Origin of the sequence: Exiguobacterium sp. B2(2022) (assembly GCF_028823655.1) — a bacterium.
Classification (GTDB): Bacteria; Bacillota; Bacilli; order Exiguobacteriales; family Exiguobacteriaceae; genus Exiguobacterium; species Exiguobacterium aestuarii_A.
Map to the genome: position 1 here is coordinate 1 of NZ_JAPEHX010000003.1, position 15,811 is coordinate 15,811.

Sequence of the window (15,811 nt, forward strand, 5' to 3'; positions counted from 1 at the left end):
ACGCCTGTAAGAAATGCGACCCAATTCCTCGTCCGGCTAGATCCGGATCCGTCGCCATTCCCCGAAGTTGATACGGCACCGACACGCCTTCAATTTCTCTTGATGACAACATGACAGTCGCGACCGATTGCACGTGCTCTCTTTCGACCCAAGCAAAATGACGTGTCGTCGACGACTCGTCCCCTTCAAAATAACAAGTCTCAATCCCTTTACCCGGTCTGAGTACAATATGTCGAAGTGGAATCACATCTTGTAGTGATACTTGTTTCAATCCCATCTTCTCACCTCACAATAAGGCCAGTTGGCAAACGAGTGTATCGAATACGATTTGTTTATCGCCACGACCTGTTTTCATCGCTTCATCCGCATCTGCAATCAACGTCAACGCTTGCGCGAGCTGCGCTTCTGAAAAATTACGACTCGCTTGTGTTGCTAGTTTGACGGTATATGGATGAGCACCAATTTTTGAAGCGATTTGTTTTTCTCCGTACCCCGCTTCTGTCAACTGCTTTGATAGATACATGTTTCGGTATTGCCTTGCTAACAAACCAAGAAGTCCAATCAGTTCTTGTCCTTGCTTCTCTAAGTCACGTACTAACCGAAGCGCCGCATCTGCGCGTCGTTTGACGAGGAGCTCGGACAGCTGAAACACGTTATCCTCTAGCGTACGTGGCACCAAATCATTCACGATCTCAATCGGAATCGTCGCGCCTGTTCCTGCATATAACTGTAGTTTTTCTAATTCTCGGACTAATTTTCCCCAGTCATCCTGACACAAGAACAATAGTCGCTCCATGGTCGCCCGTTCCATTTTTTGTTGTTCCTGACTAAGCGTATCATTCACATATCGCATCAATTCTGCTTGGCTCGGTTTTTTCGCTTCGAGTACGATGGCCCGTTCTTTCAACCGTTTCACGATTTTTTTACGTTCATCGAGTTTTTCCGACTCCACAATGAGTACGAGGACCGAGTAAGTCGCGGGCTGAACGACATATTCGGCGAGACGGTCGACGTTATGCTTTTGCTTTTCTTTCGCTCCCGTCAAAAATTGGGCATTCTTGACGATGACTGTCCGAAATTCACTGAAAAAAGGGACCGTTTCCGCTTCATCGAGCGCAGTATCTAATGACGTCTCTTGGAGATCGAGTTGCATGACATCAAATTGATCACCGGATGGGTTGGCCGCCTTCACGATTCCACGTTCCCAATTTTCTAATAAATACTTTTCAGTTCCATGGAGAACATAGACGCTCGCTAGTTTACCATTATGTAACCACGGTTCATTCAAAACACACACCACTTTCACAATTTATTCTCATCTAAACATAGATTATCTTCGCATGATTCGCTATACTTATAAAGGAAGTATGATAAGGAGGGACCTAATATGCAAATTAACTCTGTACGCCCACCGAGTGAAAACCCGTTTGAAAATGATGTTCAATGCAAACGTAATGACGCGATCGACTCTGCGATCGGCTTCATCGTCCCATTTGGCTTTTTCTTCACGATTTTCTTCATCGGTGTCATCATCAAGTTCTTAAGCCTATAAGTTTTCAAACGATTGCCCCGGGGGAGCAATCGTTTTTTAGTGTATCATATTTATTCACGCACTAGTCGATGATCCCCCGACACATTCTTTTTTCACAGATGATCATCCCATCGAGATCGGTTCGCAACAAGCGACGTCCGACAATCCGGTCTAACGTCTCCTGATGTGGGTGGCCATAACGATTGTTCGCTCCGACGCTCGCAATCACCCATTCCGGATCGATTCGCTCGAGCAACTCTTCCCCTGACGACGTATTCGATCCATGATGCCCTAACTTAAACACGTCGACATCAACCGTCGGTAAGTTAGTCTCTTCTTTTATAGGCAAATCCCCTGTCAATAAATACCGCATGCCACCTACGTTCATATAGAGGCTGATTGAATGATCATTTTCATCTTCATGCACTTTAGTCGGTGCGACAATCCATATCCAAGACATCGGTCGATCTCCTGCCTCGAGATAGCGAACGGATGCCCCGTATTTTACCGCCAACTGAAGAATCTCCTCACGCTTCTCTGCATTCGCCACTTCTTTCGATAACCAAATCTCCTTTACATGCACGAGCTTCAACAATCCTTCTAAACCACCGATGTGGTCATGGTCCGCATGCGTCAAGAGGACAAAATCAAGTGCACGCTCCCCCCGCTTCCATATATATGGTGCCACAACGTCTGCTCCCGGGTCATACACTGTTCGTTTTTGCTCGTTGGGATCCCGAAAGACGCCGCCGACATCAATCACACCAATTGTTTCTCCTGACTCTACAACAATCGCATCGCCTTGACCGACATCTAAAAATGTCACCCGTGGAGCCTCTGCCCATTCGGCCCAACCGGCAACGAGGATACACGTCATTATGGCCATACACCATCCGAACCATCGCTTCCGTTGGACAAGAAGTAAACTTCCCCAAATCCCAATCCACAAAGCGACTTGCTGCGGAAATGTTAGTTCATGCATCGGTAGCCATGGTCGATTCATATCATGCATGGAGAACATTCCGTTGATGGCATCTAGGATCACCATGAATATTGGTGTAATTTCTGGAACGACCCAAACGGTCAGTGCGAGCGGCATCATCACCCATGATATGCAAAACGCCATGATCATATTGAAAAGTGGTGCAGCGACGGATAGAATCGGTTGAACTTGCCAAAGGACGAATAATCCAAATAGTTGGGCAAACACGGACAACTCCAACAACCCGGTCCACAGTTGTCTCGTGACCAACAAGAAGAACGTCATCCCGACCGTTAACTGAAACCCTAAATTTAAGAGAAGGTGTGGTTGAAAGGCAAGCATGGCAGCTGCGCACCAACTTAAGAGACGAATCGGGTCCCTTACCGATACACCAAATAAAGAAAGGATGAGCAACACATCTGCCACGAGGACAGCTCGTGCGACCGGTGGTGAAAAACCAGTTAGCCATCCGAACGCCGTAATCGTCAATAGAATCAATACCGTCTTCGTCTCTCGTCGAATCGGGATCGGTCGAAACATTGCTCGCAGGGCGACGATCAGCATGGCGATATGCGAACCTGAGATGACGAGAAGATGCAGGAGACCCGTCACTCGATATGAGAAAGAAGTCTGTTCGTCGAGCATCCGGCTCTCACCGAACAGTAAGGCCTCTATGTATAGTGCGACATCGGCGCGATATTGTTGTTCAATCTGTTGGAGACGTCTCTCTTTCCACCTTAACATCCAACCGTCCATCCCTGCTGTCGGACGGCACTCGTCGATTCGCTTGATCTTTCCTTTGAAGGATAAGTCCGCGCTAGCCGCCCATTTCTGTTCGTCAAATCCCCCGATGTTCCGCAACGGCTGAAACGGTTCTTGTTCTATTTCTACGAGACACGTCTCACCAGGTCTACCAATCGTGAGCTCTCTCCCCCGCAACACACCTTGATGAGTCCCCACGTTCCCATATAATCGGGCCGTCTTCCCGTTCTCTTTACGACTCTCAATCGAGAACACGATTGTGTCTGTCGGTGTCCATTCTGCCGGATCGGCATGTAGCCATGCAATCAGGATGAGGAGAATGACACCGAGTTTCGCATATAGATGTTGTCCGCCTCGAGACGCGACATATAACACACCGGAAACGATTGTGACGAGGTAAATTCCTTCCGTCAATCCGGTCACCATCACAATCGCAAATAGTGGAAATAACGGCATCTCATGGTACCAATAAGTAAGGTTTCATACTTTCTAATGTTTTCTCCCCAAATCCTTTCACTTCACCTAAGTCCTCGTATGTTTTAAAGGGACCATTCTCTTTCAGGTGGTTCAAAATCGCGTCAGCTTTTGCAGGACCAATTCCAGGGACCGACATCAACTCGTCTTTCGTGGCACTATTCACGTGTACCCCATTTGGTTCTAACTCTGTGCTAGGTACCTCTTGTGCAATCGGCGCTTCTCCTTTTTTCGGTACGATGATTTTTACACCGTCCACGAGTAGTTGTGCCAAGTTCAATTGTTCCGGGTCGGCTTCATCTGTTAATACGGCCAACGAGAGAACATCCCCGACTCTAGCACCTTCTGGCACGGTATAGACGTTCGGAGACTCGACTGCGCCTGTGACATACACGACGATTTCTAATCGCTCTACTGTCTCATCCGGAACTACTTCTTCTGATTCTACGACGAATTCATCGACGACACGTTCTTCTGGCTCTTTACTATAAAATAAATAACCAACACCTAAAAACAGGACGACGACAACACCGATGATGACCTGCTTCCACTTTTCCAAGACGATTCTCCCCCTGTTTCGACTATTGTATCTAGTATGCCGAATCCAGCGTGACTGCACTTGTCCCGTTCCAGGTCTTAATCCATTCTCAACGGAGTCGTTTGCTTGCCTGCAACGTACCCAACCTTCATACAATATGAAAGATAATCGCTCATTTTCTTGCGACAATAGAAGAAGGGACCCAACATTCGAAACAGCAAAAAAAACCGAAAACCAATGGGTGGTCTTCGGTCCTTCTGCATAAGGATCATTACTCTTCCTCGAAATGCTGGACTTGGTCAGCGAGTGCCGCAGCCTGTTCTTCTAGTTCTTGCATCAACGTAAAGATTTGATCAAAGCTTGCTTGTTGTTCTTTCATCGAAGCAGCCACTTCTTCATTTCCAGCTGCCAATTCTTCTGTCACGCCCGATACTTCCTCGACACGACGCAACACGTTGTTCACTTCACTACTAGATGTGCGCATTTCTTGCTCAATTGTACGGACGAACGAGGCGACATGGTCTGTACGTTCATGGATGCGGTTGAATGCTTCCTTCGTCAAACTAAATGCTTCAAGCTGTGCTTCTTGTTCGCGTTTTGATTCGTTCACCGTTTCTGTCAATCGCACGACTTCTTGTTGAATCGTCTCCACGACATGGAAAATCGAACGGGTTGCCTTATTGCTCTCTTCGGCCAACTTTTTAACCTCGCTCGCCACGACCGCGAACCCACGTCCTGCTTCACCTGCACGAGCCGCTTCAATCGCTGCGTTCAAGGCAAGTAAATTCGTCTGAGCCGCCACGTCTTCCACGAGTTTCGCCATCGATTCGATCTCCACCGTTTGTCTAGCAAAATGATCCATTCTCGTGACAAGGACTTCATTTCTTTCGCTCGAGCGATCAAGGATGTGTTCCTGATCCGTCAACGTCTCAATCCCGGCTGCCACTTCTCGTGTCATCTCAGTCGTTTCTTCTGTCGTCTGTTTCGTTTGATTCAAGCTCGTCTCGAACGACGTCGCCATCGTATGGACCGAGCTGAGCGTCTCCTGCAATTCATTAGCGATGGACTGCGCGCCATGTGCCATTTCATCCACTGCGTTCGTGATGTTTGACGTCGTGCTGACAACCGCTTCATTTTCAGCCGCTGCCGTTTCCGTCATCCCATTCACCTTCATCGATGTCACACGAATCGAACCGATGACCGTTTGAAGAGATGTCGTCATCTCGCGCATCGCGCGTTCTAGTCGCCCGATTTCATCATTGCGAGTTGATTCTGGCAATGTGATGAGGCGTCCTGAAGCGATGGCTTCTGCGACTTTCACGTTGCGCTCGAGCGGGCGTGTGATGGAACGCGCGAAGAAGAAGTTGTAAATGCCGAGCGCTAAGACAACAAGAATCGTCAACAGGATTGAGATGAATAATAGACGCTCTGTCTCATTTGCCGCCTCTACTTGAAGCGCCTCGTAGAACGAACCGTTCTTTGCAATCAGTGTGTTGATATCATTTAACAACCCTTCGAGCTTGGCAGCTTGAATCCGCGCTCCAATCCCACCTTCTAATGCAGACTCGACATCCTCGTTCACTTGTTCATACTTCATCGTGGCACGGTCTAAATGATTCGAAAACTCAGGAATCAAGTAAGTTTGTTTGAGATCGTCAAACGTTTTCGCATTCGATACACGGATGCGTTCAAGTTGAACGAGTGTAGACTGATTCGACTGTTCGCCAAGCGACGTCCAGAGCGACTGTTCTTGTAAGAGTGACGTCTCGAGCTGAGACAATTCAATCATTTGACTCCCGTACTGTTCATTGTAAGTCTGCAGACGGTTCAAGGTCGACAAGACATAACTCATCATGAGAACGATTAAGACGACGGTGAACACCGTTGAGAAGATAAACCGTTTACGTAAACTCATTGTAGTGTCCCCTCTTTCAGTTGACGTTCGACCGATTCATACTGAGTCGTCTCATTCTCATCCCACTGAATGCGACGAAGTGGCGCTAGACCGACGCCACCTTCTTCAATCCCAAGGATGACATGATCATTAAACGGCTGTTTTGTCACACGACCTGCGATTTCAACGATCGCCAAATCGACTTGTTTCAACATCGAAGTCACGACCGCATCAGGTGCAATCATCGATTGATCGCTATCGACTCCGATTGCCTTAATTCCATACTTTTCAGCAGTCTCCAATACCCCAACTCCTGTGAGGCCCGCCGCTGCATAGAGGACGTCTGCCCCCTCTTTGATTTGTTTCTCCGCTAGTTCGCGTCCAAGCTCTAGTGAGGCGAAGTCGTTCGAGAAATCAACGAGCATCTCGACATCCTCATTCACGGATTTCGCTCCACGCTCAAATCCTGCCTCGAACTTCTGAATGAGTTCAATATCCATACCACCGATAAAACCGATTTTATCCGTCTCTGTCTCAAGACCGGCTACCGCACCCGCGAGCGCACTGCCTTCTCCTTCTTCAAACGTGACATTTAAAACGTTCGGTAACGCTGACACGCCATCGATGAGGGCAAATTGTTGATCCGGATGTTCTGCCGCTACCGTCTCAAGATCTTCCTGACAGGCAAAACCGAGACCGACGATCACATCGTGCCCCTCCTGTACTAACTCTTCGAAGCCAGCTTGATACGTTTCGGTCTCCGATAATTCGCGATAGTCGACGAACCATTCGCCCGTCTCACGTAACTCCCCCATGCCACGCATCGCCGCATCACTGAACGATTGGTCCCCGAGACCAACATCCGATAGGACGACGCCCATCGTCTGACGTTCGTCAACAGCGGCAGTCGGGTCATCGATGACCGACTGACAACCGGACAACCACAGTGAACAAGCTGTGATTGTACTGATCATTATGCTTTTCTTCATGTATTCCATACTCCCTCTCTCTATTGGTCTGACAACTCTTTTATCGACAGAGAAGACAAGGTTCTCCATCATTATTTTTAAAAGTTGTGGGAATAAAATATCGGGATATCTGAGAATGTCAGATGTTTCAAAAGGGAATTTTTTCTAATTGTTGAATACACATATGAATGACTTTGATGACAAATCCGAAGGGAGGATGAAGGAAATGATAAAAAAGATCATTCGACATAGTTGGAACGTCATATCTGGATTATTTGTTCTCTTATTGTCACTTTGGTTGAGTGGTCCTGGTATAGCAGAGACAGACACCCCACAATATCGTTGGTATTTCATGCTTTGGTTTGTACTATGGACGGTCGGTTTTGTTTTACAGTTCAGACCGCGAACGAAATGGTTTGGTCTATTCATCACGTTTGTGCCGACATTGTATTATTTTATTTCCGTCCTAAAAGCATTCGAAGTCATTACATACTAATCAATCATGTACAAAAATCAGAGCCATAGATGATGTCTATGGCTCGTGTCAATTATTCTTTTGATGCAGCGACCGTCGTATCCGCTAACTCTCGCTCCGGTGCAGGCGCCTTCGCGACATTCCCTTTACCGGCAAAGTTCTCAAGCAAGTCTTTCATATCGATACCCGAAGAGGCTTTCAACGTTTGTTGCAATGAAGCCATAAGGTCCGTTGCATATCCCGTCACTTTCCCTGCTCCACCGTTTTGACCACCGCCTGTGTCGACGACCGTGATTTGATCGATGTTGCCAAGTGGTGCCGCAATTTCCTTCGCATAATCCGGAAGCATTTTGACGACCATATCGAGAATCGCTGCCTGCCCATATTGAGCGAACGCCTCGGCGATTTTCTCTTTCGCTTCCGCTTCCGCGAGACCCGTCAAGCGAATGATTTCAGCTTCCGCTTCACCTTTCGCGCGTTCAGAATCGGCTTCAGCAAGACCAGCCAAACGAACTCGTTCCGCATCCGCTTTCGCTTGTGCTTCGATGCGATATTTCTCGGCATCTGCGCTTGCGATTTGACGTGCTTTATCCGCAGCGGCCGATTGTTCGATCGAGTAACGGTCCGCATCGGCTTTTTTCTTCACTTCTGAATCATACTGCTTCTCACGACGCATGATTTCTTTCTCTTCGAGCTCGATTTGCTTTTGACGCTCGATGATTTGAACTTGCATCTGTTGTTCTGTAACTTCTTGTTTCGCACGTGCTTCCTCGAGCTCGTACGCTTGGTCGGCCCGGGCTTTGGCAACGTCTTGCTCGCGACGGTATGCCGCAATCCGGAGCTGATTCTCTTTCTCTGCTTCTGCGATTTCTGATGCTCGTTCTAACTCTGCTTTTTTCGCATCTTTCATCGCTTCCGCCTGTTTGATGCGCGTTTCTTTATCCGCTTCTGCTGTGGCGATATCGGCATCACGCTTCACTTGCGCGATACGAGGTTTACCGAGTGATTCTAAATAACCATTTTTGTCTCGAACATCTTTGATCGTGAAGGAGACGATGACAAGTCCCATCTTCGCTAAGTCTTGAGAGGCGACGCGTTGGACTTCTTGAGAAAACTTGTCTCGGTTTTTGTAAATTTCTTCAACCGTCATCGAACCAAGAATAGATCGCAAATGACCCTCTAATACTTCTTTCGCCTCGTTTTCTCGTTCAACTTTCGGTTTTCCGAGGAACTGTTCTGCGGCTGTCGCAATTTCACTGATGGACCCGCCGATTTTAATGATGGCCGTTCCGTCCGCCATGACCGGTACACCTTGTTCGGTATACACTTCAGGCGTTGTGACCTCTAGCTTGCTAGAGAGTAAACTGAGTGGTTCTGCTTGTTGGAACACTGGGAGGACGAACGTTCCTCCACCACGAATGATTTTGACACGGTTACCCGAGGTGTCGCTATGTACATTTTTCTTGCCTAAATAACTACCTGTTACAATCAACGCTTCGTCAGGTCCGACCGTGCGGTATTTCAAAACGAATACAAACACGAGTGCGAGGATGATGACCCCGACGATGATGCTGACTAAAATAGCCGTATTCATAAGTTATTTCTCCTCTCGAATCGTAGGTTCGTCATATGTCATGACGATGGCGATATTACTTTTCACTTCAATGATAATGACGCGATGGTCTGTGGAAATCGATGTCCCATCCAAACTTTGAGCCGTCTTCAAAAGGGAACCGGTCACCGTCTCAATCATGACTTCACCGTATCCGCCTTCTGGGATCGGTACCGTCAACCGTCCGACTTGTCCAACCAACGCTTCATCGGTCAATCCGATTGACTCTTCAGCATTGGATAATGGTAACAACACGAACAAATAGAGAAGTGTTGTCAGAGCGAGCGACCCGACCAATGCGACAGCAAGTCCAATCACCGGTGACACGTGCGCCAATGCGTTTAAAATGAGTCCGATTCCAGCACCGAGTGCTAAAAACGATAAAATAACTGCAGGGTTAAACCAGCCTTCAAACATGTCAAATGCATCAGAGAACATCATATAGATGAAGGTTCCAAAACCAGCGATGATCAACACCCACCAGTACAGTTGATCGATTGCCTCCATTACCACCCCTCCTCCTGTCGACGTTGCTGTTCCATAAATAACATACGTCGAAGTTGCTCGACCTCAAGGGCGAGCTGATCCTCAATCTTATCCCATTCGGATAGGGACGACGTAGATAAATCATTCGCTTCCCGAACTCGACCAATCGATTGTTCAATGCGCCGTCGATTATATACATCGACGAGTTCTTGACGTTCGAGTCGCATCCTGTTTAAAAAGTATTCAACTTCTTTTTGAACCTGAACCACTTGATCCGTCACGTCCTCAGAAGAATCTTGCATCAGCAGCCGACGCACTCTCACTTGATGAGCCACTAACTTGGCAATTCTCGCTTCGAGTTCGAGAATGTGCTTGTACAATTCCTCTACCTCATCTTGATTCGTGTCATCGCGCCACCACACGTCTATCTCACCTCACTTTACTCTAATCACTTTCATATACGATAAAACCTCATCATCGGTTTCAAAAAATCATAAAAAAATGTAAAATGAATTTGCCAGACAGAAAGGAAGTGCTCATTTTGGGCAACCAAGTCATCAAGCTATCAACTGCTGATCAAGAAAAACTAAAAACCATGTATCACAAGTATGCAGTCACCCCGCCTCCTTACGCGACTTTCAGTGCAAAAACCCCTGGATTTGTCGTCACGATTTATCAATCGGGTAAAGTGATGTTCCAAGGTAAAGATGCAGATTCCGAGGCAGTGAAATGGGGAACCCCTGCCAAGAAAAAACAAGCGTCTCCACCGATGACGACATTACCTGAAGGCTTTTCGAATTGGTCTGTCGTCGGGAGCGATGAAGTCGGAAAAGGGGATTATTTCGGACCACTCGTCGTCGTGTCCGCTTTTGTATCACGCGACCAGATCGCACTCGTCAAAGAGCTCGGTGTCAAAGACTCAAAACAGCTATCTGATCCTGAAATCATCCGAATCGCTAGAGATTTACACGCAACCATTCCATATCAAAAGGCGACACTACACAACCCGACGTATAATAAGATGCAACGCACGATGACCCAAGGCAAAATGACCGCCATCGCACATAACGCTGCACTTCATGCCTTGCTTGAAAAACTTGAACAGAAACCTGACGCCATCCTGATCGATCAGTTTGCCGAAAAGTCGGTCTACTATCAACATCTACGGGCAGAGCGCGATGTCGTCCGTGATGACGTCTACTTTTCAACAAAAGCGGAAGGACTACATGTCGCAGTCGCCGCCGCTTCCATCTTAGCCCGCGCCTTTTTCTTAAAAGAGATGGACAAACTAAGTAATCAAGCAGGATTGACCCTTCCGAAAGGGGCAGGGGCAAAAGTCGACCAAGTGGCCGCTCAGATCATCCGACGTCATGGACAGGATTATTTACAAAAGATTGCTAAAGTCCATTTTGCCAACACGAAAAAAGCAATAAACTTAAACGAACGTCGTCTGTAGAGGTTCGATTTCAAATATGATATACTCATTTTATGGTTAAATGAACTTAAAATTTTTGGAGGATAGCGTTCATGTTGCATTATAAAACCTATACAATCAGCGATGACCATCCTTGGGTCATCTTCATTCACGGAGCCGGCGGAAGTTTGTCGCATTGGTATCGTCAACTTCGCCCATTCCGTAAGAAATATAATGTGTTGCTCGTCGATTTACGTGGACACGGCGGTTCATACGATGCCGAACAATCGCTCAAACAACCGTTGAACGCCTATACGTTCGATGTCGTCGCGAAAGATGTCATTGAAGTCATGGATCATTTAGGGATCGAAAAAGGTCATATGGTCGGACTTTCTTTAGGTACGATTGTGATTCAAGCGATGTTTGAACATTATCCGGACCGGATCGCATCGGTCGTCCTTGGAGGCGCCATCGTCAAGTTCAACGTTCGTTCGACACTGCTCATTCGACTCGGTAGCCTCGTTCAAAATTTCGTACCCTATATGTGGTTATACAAATTGTTCGCATGGATCTTACTGCCGAAAAAACGGCATAAAAAATCACGGATGATGTTTGTACGTGACGCTGCGAATTTGTGTCAACGCGAATTTATTCGCTGGTTTAAGATGACTGAGAACATCAATCCATTATTAAATCAAATCACTTCGATTCAAACGAACGTCCCGATTTTATATATCATGGGCGATGAAGATTATATGTTCCTCGAAGCTGTGGAACGGACCGCAAAACACCAACCGACTGCCAATGTTGAAATCGTTGCAGACTCTGGTCACGTCGTGAATGTGGACCAACCCGAGCAATTCAATTCGTTGTCGATGAAATTCATCGACGATCAAATTCAAGCACGCTCTCTACAAATGAGCTGATTCAGGATGCCACCATACATCCTGAATTTTTTTAGTTTATTTTCAGAAAATATTGATTATTACAAAAATAGGTGGTATTCTTTAGCAAATCCAACAAAGAGGAGATGCTTGAGATGTTCAAACCCGTACATATGAACAGCCTGCTGATTATTATTCGACTGAGGGACTGAAATCGTTTTGTTTTTGAAAAACGACTTTTCAGGCCCTTGTTCCCGTGGTAATCGGACAGGCGCCTGCACATGTAACCCGCGCCTATCCTAATTGGATAGGTTTTTTTATTGGCACATAGACAAAGAGGAGATGATGGAAGTGAAGCAGTATATGATGGATCGAATGGTAAAAATTTCAGCAGGGATGGCAAACGCCGTACTCGTCACGCTCGGTGTTGGTCTATTGATTGAGACGATCGGTAATTTGACCGGGATCGCGATGCTCGTTCAAATCGGGCAAGTTGCGAAATCTTTGTTGGCACCAGCACTAGGAGCCGGTGTTGCCTTTCAACTCGGAGGGAACACGCTCATCTTGTTTAGCGCCATGATTGCCGCTACGATTGGCGGTGCTGCTTTAAAAGCGACCGAAAGTGGGCTCGTCCTCGTCCCAGGTCAACCGATTAGTGCATTGATTGCAGCCGCAGCAGCTGTATGGCTCGGCAAACGCGTTCTCGGAAAAACAAAGTTCGACATGATGGTCGTACCCGTAACAGCCGTTCTCGGAGGTGGAATCGTCGGTGTTGCCGCAGCGGCAGTCACGACTCCTCTCATCAACTCCATTAGCCAAGGAATCACAGCGTCCGTTGAAACGTCACCAATTGCGACATCTCTCGTCATCGCCCTTGTCTTCAGTGTCATGCTCATGTCACCTGCTTCATCGGCCGCACTCGCCATCGCTCTTCAACTAGACCCTGTCGCCAGTGCTGCCGCATTGATTGGTTGTTCAGCTCAGTTTGTCGGATTTACATTAATGGCGTATCGTCAAACCGATCCAGGTGGTTTGGTCGCTTCCTTCTTTGTCACGCCGAAAGTTCAGTTCCCGAACATCATCAAAAATCCGCGAATCGTCGTTCCACCATTCATTGCAGCGATGATCTCAGCACCGATTGCCACGTTAATGTTCTCACTACAAGTGCCGTATGAAATCGCCGGTCTCGGACTCAACTCTCTCATTGCCCCGCTTCAAATTTTAGCGGTACAAGGAATGGACGCGTTTCTCATCTTCACGATGACGGGTGTCGTTCTTCCTGCACTCATTACCTGGGCACTTTATCGTGTCACGAGCCTCGTCGGTTGGACGAAGTTCGGTGACCTTGCCCTCGAAATCCAATGAAATAAGGAGCGCTGTCCAAATCGGACAACGCTCCTTATTTTTTACGCTCGTACTTCAGCGCCGTGTGCTGCACGGACCGCTTCGACGATTGTTTCATATGCTGCTGTTACTTCTTCATCTTGTAACGTTCGTGACGGATCTTGGAACTTGAGTGAGAAGGCAATCGACTTCTCTTCTGGTCCAACATTCTCCCCTGTATATACGTCAAACAAGACGAGGTCGATCAAGAGTGGGCCTGCCGCTTCACGGATTGTTTGCTCCACTGTGCCAGCCGGAATCGAACGTGGCAAGACGAGTGCCAAATCTCGTGAAATCGATGGATAACGTGGCACGTCTTGATACAGAAGCGTCTCTTCCCCATTAAGTGCCAATAGGTCGAGTTCAAACACATACACTTCTTTCATCCCGAAGACTTCTTTTGACGTTCCTGGATGCACTTGTCCAACATAACCGATGACGTCACCATTCATCAAAATGTTCGCCGTGCGACCTGGATGCATATCTGGCATCGATACCGCTTCATACGTGACATCAAGACGAAGTGTTTGAACCAACGTGTCGACAATCCCTTTCGCGACAAAGTAGTCGACCGGAATCCGAGTGCCTTGTGAACGATGATCCATCCAAAGACCTGTGACAACTCCCGCCACCCGTTCTTTTTCACGTGGTAACGTATCTCCTTGCTCCGTATAGACACGCCCTGTTTCGTAGAGTGCGACGTTTGACTGTTGACGCGCCGTGTTGTAACGTGCCGCCTCTAACAGTCCAGGGATGAGTGATGTGCGAAGTACAGAACGCTCTTCACTCATCGGCATCGCTAGACGGACGAGTTGATCGGCTTGACCACCAAAACGTGTCGCATGTGCCTCACTCGTTAATGAATAGGTGATCGCTTGTGATAATCCGACACCTTGTAACATGCGGCGTGTCTTTCTGCGCAACACGTTGATTGCTGGTAAATAGCCTTTCGACTGAGATGCAGGTAACGTCGACGGGAGGCTGTCATATCCGTATAGACGAGCAACTTCTTCCGTGATGTCAGCTGGCAGCTCTAAGTCCGGACGACGAGAAGGGATATGGACACTCAATACATCATTGCCTTCTGTAGCTAGACCAAGACGTTCTAGAATACGTTCAATCGTTTGACGATCGAGTGTCATTCCTAGACGTTTATTAATGTAATCGACTGAGACTTCGATTTGACGAGCGCGTGACTCTTTTTCACCAGAAACAGTCGCTTCCCGAATCTCGCCTCCTCCGAGCTCCACAATCAATTGAGCGGCACGGTCGAGCGCAAGCATGACACGTTCCGGGTCCACACCTTTTTCAAAACGAGCGCTTGAGTCAGAACGAAGACCGAGCGTACGGCTCGTCTTACGAACTGAAGCCGGATCAAAGTATGCTGATTCTAAGACGATATCTGTCGTAGAGGCGTCCACTTCTGTGTTCGCACCACCAATGACACCTGCGATTGCTACCGGTGTCTGACCATCTGTGATGACCATCATTGAAGCGTCGAGCGCACGTGTCACGTCATCTAGCGTAACCATTTCTTCTCCGTTCTCAGCCTGGCGGACCACAATCGATTGACCGAGTTTTTTCGCATCGAATGCATGGAGCGGTTGACCAATCTCAAGCATCACGTAGTTCGTCACATCAACAATGTTATTGATTGGACGAACGCCCTCTGCAATCAAGATGTTTTTAAGCCATTGTGGAGATTCTGCGATTGTGACTCCTCGTACTTCACGCGCCGCATAGTACGGGCAGTTCGGTGTAGCGAGTTCAATCGACACTTCAGACGTAGAAGAGGAAGTGACCTCTGCTTCTGGCAACGTGTACGGACGTTCTAGAATTGCCGCCACTTCATGAATGATTCCATAAAGGCTCAAACAGTCCGAACGGTTCGGCGTCAGGCCAAGCTCGATGACCTCATCGTTTAAGTCGAGTAAGTCGAGTACGTCCGCTCCAACTTGGACATCTTCACGGAATGTGTGAATTCCGTCTTGCTCATCTTCTCGAATTTGCTTCTTCTCGAATCCGAGTTCCTCAAGCGAACAGATCATTCCTTGAGATTCGACACCGCGAAGTTTCGCTTTTTTAATTTTTAATCCCGGTAAACGTGCACCAACTTTCGCCACGATGACGTGTTGACCTTCGCGTACGTTCGGTGCGCCACAGACGATTTGAACGGGATCACATTCGCCGATGTCTACTTTTGTCACGTTCAATTTATCCGCCTCTGGATGCTTCTCACATGAAAGGACACGACCGACGACAATCCCAGAAAGTCCTTCTGCACGGTTTGTGACACTTTCCACTTCAATCCCGTTTTTTGTGATCAAGTCGCCAAGTGCTTCTCCGCTCAAATCTGACACATCAATATATTGATTCAACCATTTTTTTGATAGTAACATCTGTCTTCC

The 15,811-nt window shown here is 47.5% G+C and carries 14 protein-coding genes and 1 pseudogene; 5 read left to right on the forward strand and 10 right to left on the reverse strand.

Features of this window, described 5'->3' with window-relative positions:
* Together ON063_RS00980 and holA are read right to left on the reverse strand one after the other, a co-directional pair.
* Positions 1-277, reverse strand: a pseudogene (locus ON063_RS00980) (GNAT family N-acetyltransferase); the annotation flags it as partial.
* A 9-nt stretch (positions 278-286) separates the two neighbouring features.
* The gene (holA, locus tag ON063_RS00985; protein ID WP_274663967.1) at positions 287-1,297 is read right to left on the reverse strand and encodes a DNA polymerase III subunit delta; all 1,011 of its coding nucleotides are present in this window, start codon (positions 1,295-1,297) and stop codon (positions 287-289) included.
* 90 nt (positions 1,298-1,387) lie between these two features.
* Between holA and ON063_RS00990 the strand changes: the two genes are divergently transcribed.
* Positions 1,388-1,552 (forward strand): YqzM family protein, encoded by a 165-nt coding sequence (locus ON063_RS00990; protein ID WP_012726678.1) that lies wholly within the window; start codon positions 1,388-1,390, stop codon positions 1,550-1,552.
* Positions 1,553-1,613: 61 nt separating this feature from the next.
* Here ON063_RS00990 and ON063_RS00995 read toward each other — a convergent pair whose 3' ends face one another.
* From ON063_RS00995 to ON063_RS01010, 4 genes are all read right to left on the reverse strand, one after another.
* Positions 1,614-3,731: a DNA internalization-related competence protein ComEC/Rec2 gene (locus ON063_RS00995; RefSeq protein WP_274663939.1), complete on the reverse strand. Its 2,118-nt coding sequence runs from the start codon at positions 3,729-3,731 to the stop codon at positions 1,614-1,616.
* Position 3,732: 1 nt separating this feature from the next.
* Complete coding sequence (locus ON063_RS01000; RefSeq protein ID WP_274663940.1) at positions 3,733-4,308, reverse strand: helix-hairpin-helix domain-containing protein; 576 nt, start codon at positions 4,306-4,308, stop codon at positions 3,733-3,735.
* A gap of 250 nt (positions 4,309-4,558) precedes the next feature.
* Complete coding sequence (locus ON063_RS01005) at positions 4,559-6,202, reverse strand: methyl-accepting chemotaxis protein (RefSeq protein ID WP_274663941.1); 1,644 nt, start codon at positions 6,200-6,202, stop codon at positions 4,559-4,561.
* Positions 6,199-7,170 carry a BMP family lipoprotein gene (locus ON063_RS01010; protein WP_274663942.1) on the reverse strand — a complete coding sequence of 324 codons (972 nt, stop codon included), beginning with the start codon at positions 7,168-7,170 and terminating at the stop codon, positions 6,199-6,201. Before ON063_RS01010 ends, ON063_RS01005 begins: the two co-directional genes overlap by 4 nt.
* 205 nt (positions 7,171-7,375) lie before the next feature.
* On the opposite strand from ON063_RS01010, the gene ON063_RS01015 reads away from it, so the two are divergent.
* Positions 7,376-7,645, forward strand: a complete 270-nt coding sequence (locus ON063_RS01015; RefSeq protein ID WP_274663943.1) for a hypothetical protein — start codon at positions 7,376-7,378, stop codon at positions 7,643-7,645.
* 52 nt (positions 7,646-7,697) lie between these two features.
* Here ON063_RS01015 and ON063_RS01020 read toward each other — a convergent pair whose 3' ends face one another.
* From ON063_RS01020 to ON063_RS01030, 3 genes are read right to left on the reverse strand one after another with little or no spacing between them, the layout of a single operon-like run.
* A complete protein-coding gene (locus tag ON063_RS01020; RefSeq protein WP_214693180.1) occupies positions 7,698-9,218 on the reverse strand; it encodes a flotillin family protein in 1,521 nt (506 codons plus the stop codon).
* Positions 9,219-9,221: 3 nt separating this feature from the next.
* On the reverse strand, positions 9,222-9,743 hold the full coding sequence (locus ON063_RS01025; RefSeq protein WP_074033399.1) for an NfeD family protein: 522 nt from the start codon (positions 9,741-9,743) through the stop codon (positions 9,222-9,224).
* The gene (locus tag ON063_RS01030) at positions 9,743-10,144 is read right to left on the reverse strand and encodes a hypothetical protein (protein WP_274663944.1); all 402 of its coding nucleotides are present in this window, start codon (positions 10,142-10,144) and stop codon (positions 9,743-9,745) included. Before ON063_RS01030 ends, ON063_RS01025 begins: the two co-directional genes overlap by 1 nt.
* 119 nt (positions 10,145-10,263) lie before the next feature.
* On the opposite strand from ON063_RS01030, the gene rnhC reads away from it, so the two are divergent.
* From rnhC to ON063_RS01045, 3 genes are all read left to right on the forward strand, one after another.
* Positions 10,264-11,178, forward strand: a complete 915-nt coding sequence (gene rnhC / locus ON063_RS01035; RefSeq protein ID WP_274663945.1) for a ribonuclease HIII — start codon at positions 10,264-10,266, stop codon at positions 11,176-11,178.
* A gap of 71 nt (positions 11,179-11,249) precedes the next feature.
* Positions 11,250-12,062 carry an alpha/beta fold hydrolase gene (locus ON063_RS01040; RefSeq protein WP_274663946.1) on the forward strand — a complete coding sequence of 271 codons (813 nt, stop codon included), beginning with the start codon at positions 11,250-11,252 and terminating at the stop codon, positions 12,060-12,062.
* A gap of 300 nt (positions 12,063-12,362) precedes the next feature.
* A complete protein-coding gene (locus ON063_RS01045; RefSeq protein ID WP_274663947.1) occupies positions 12,363-13,385 on the forward strand; it encodes a PTS transporter subunit IIC in 1,023 nt (340 codons plus the stop codon).
* 41 nt (positions 13,386-13,426) lie between these two features.
* On the opposite strand, the gene pheT is transcribed toward ON063_RS01045, so the two are convergent.
* On the reverse strand, positions 13,427-15,802 hold the full coding sequence (gene pheT, locus ON063_RS01050; RefSeq protein WP_274663948.1) for a phenylalanine--tRNA ligase subunit beta: 2,376 nt from the start codon (positions 15,800-15,802) through the stop codon (positions 13,427-13,429).
* Positions 15,803-15,811: the final 9 nt, after the last annotated feature.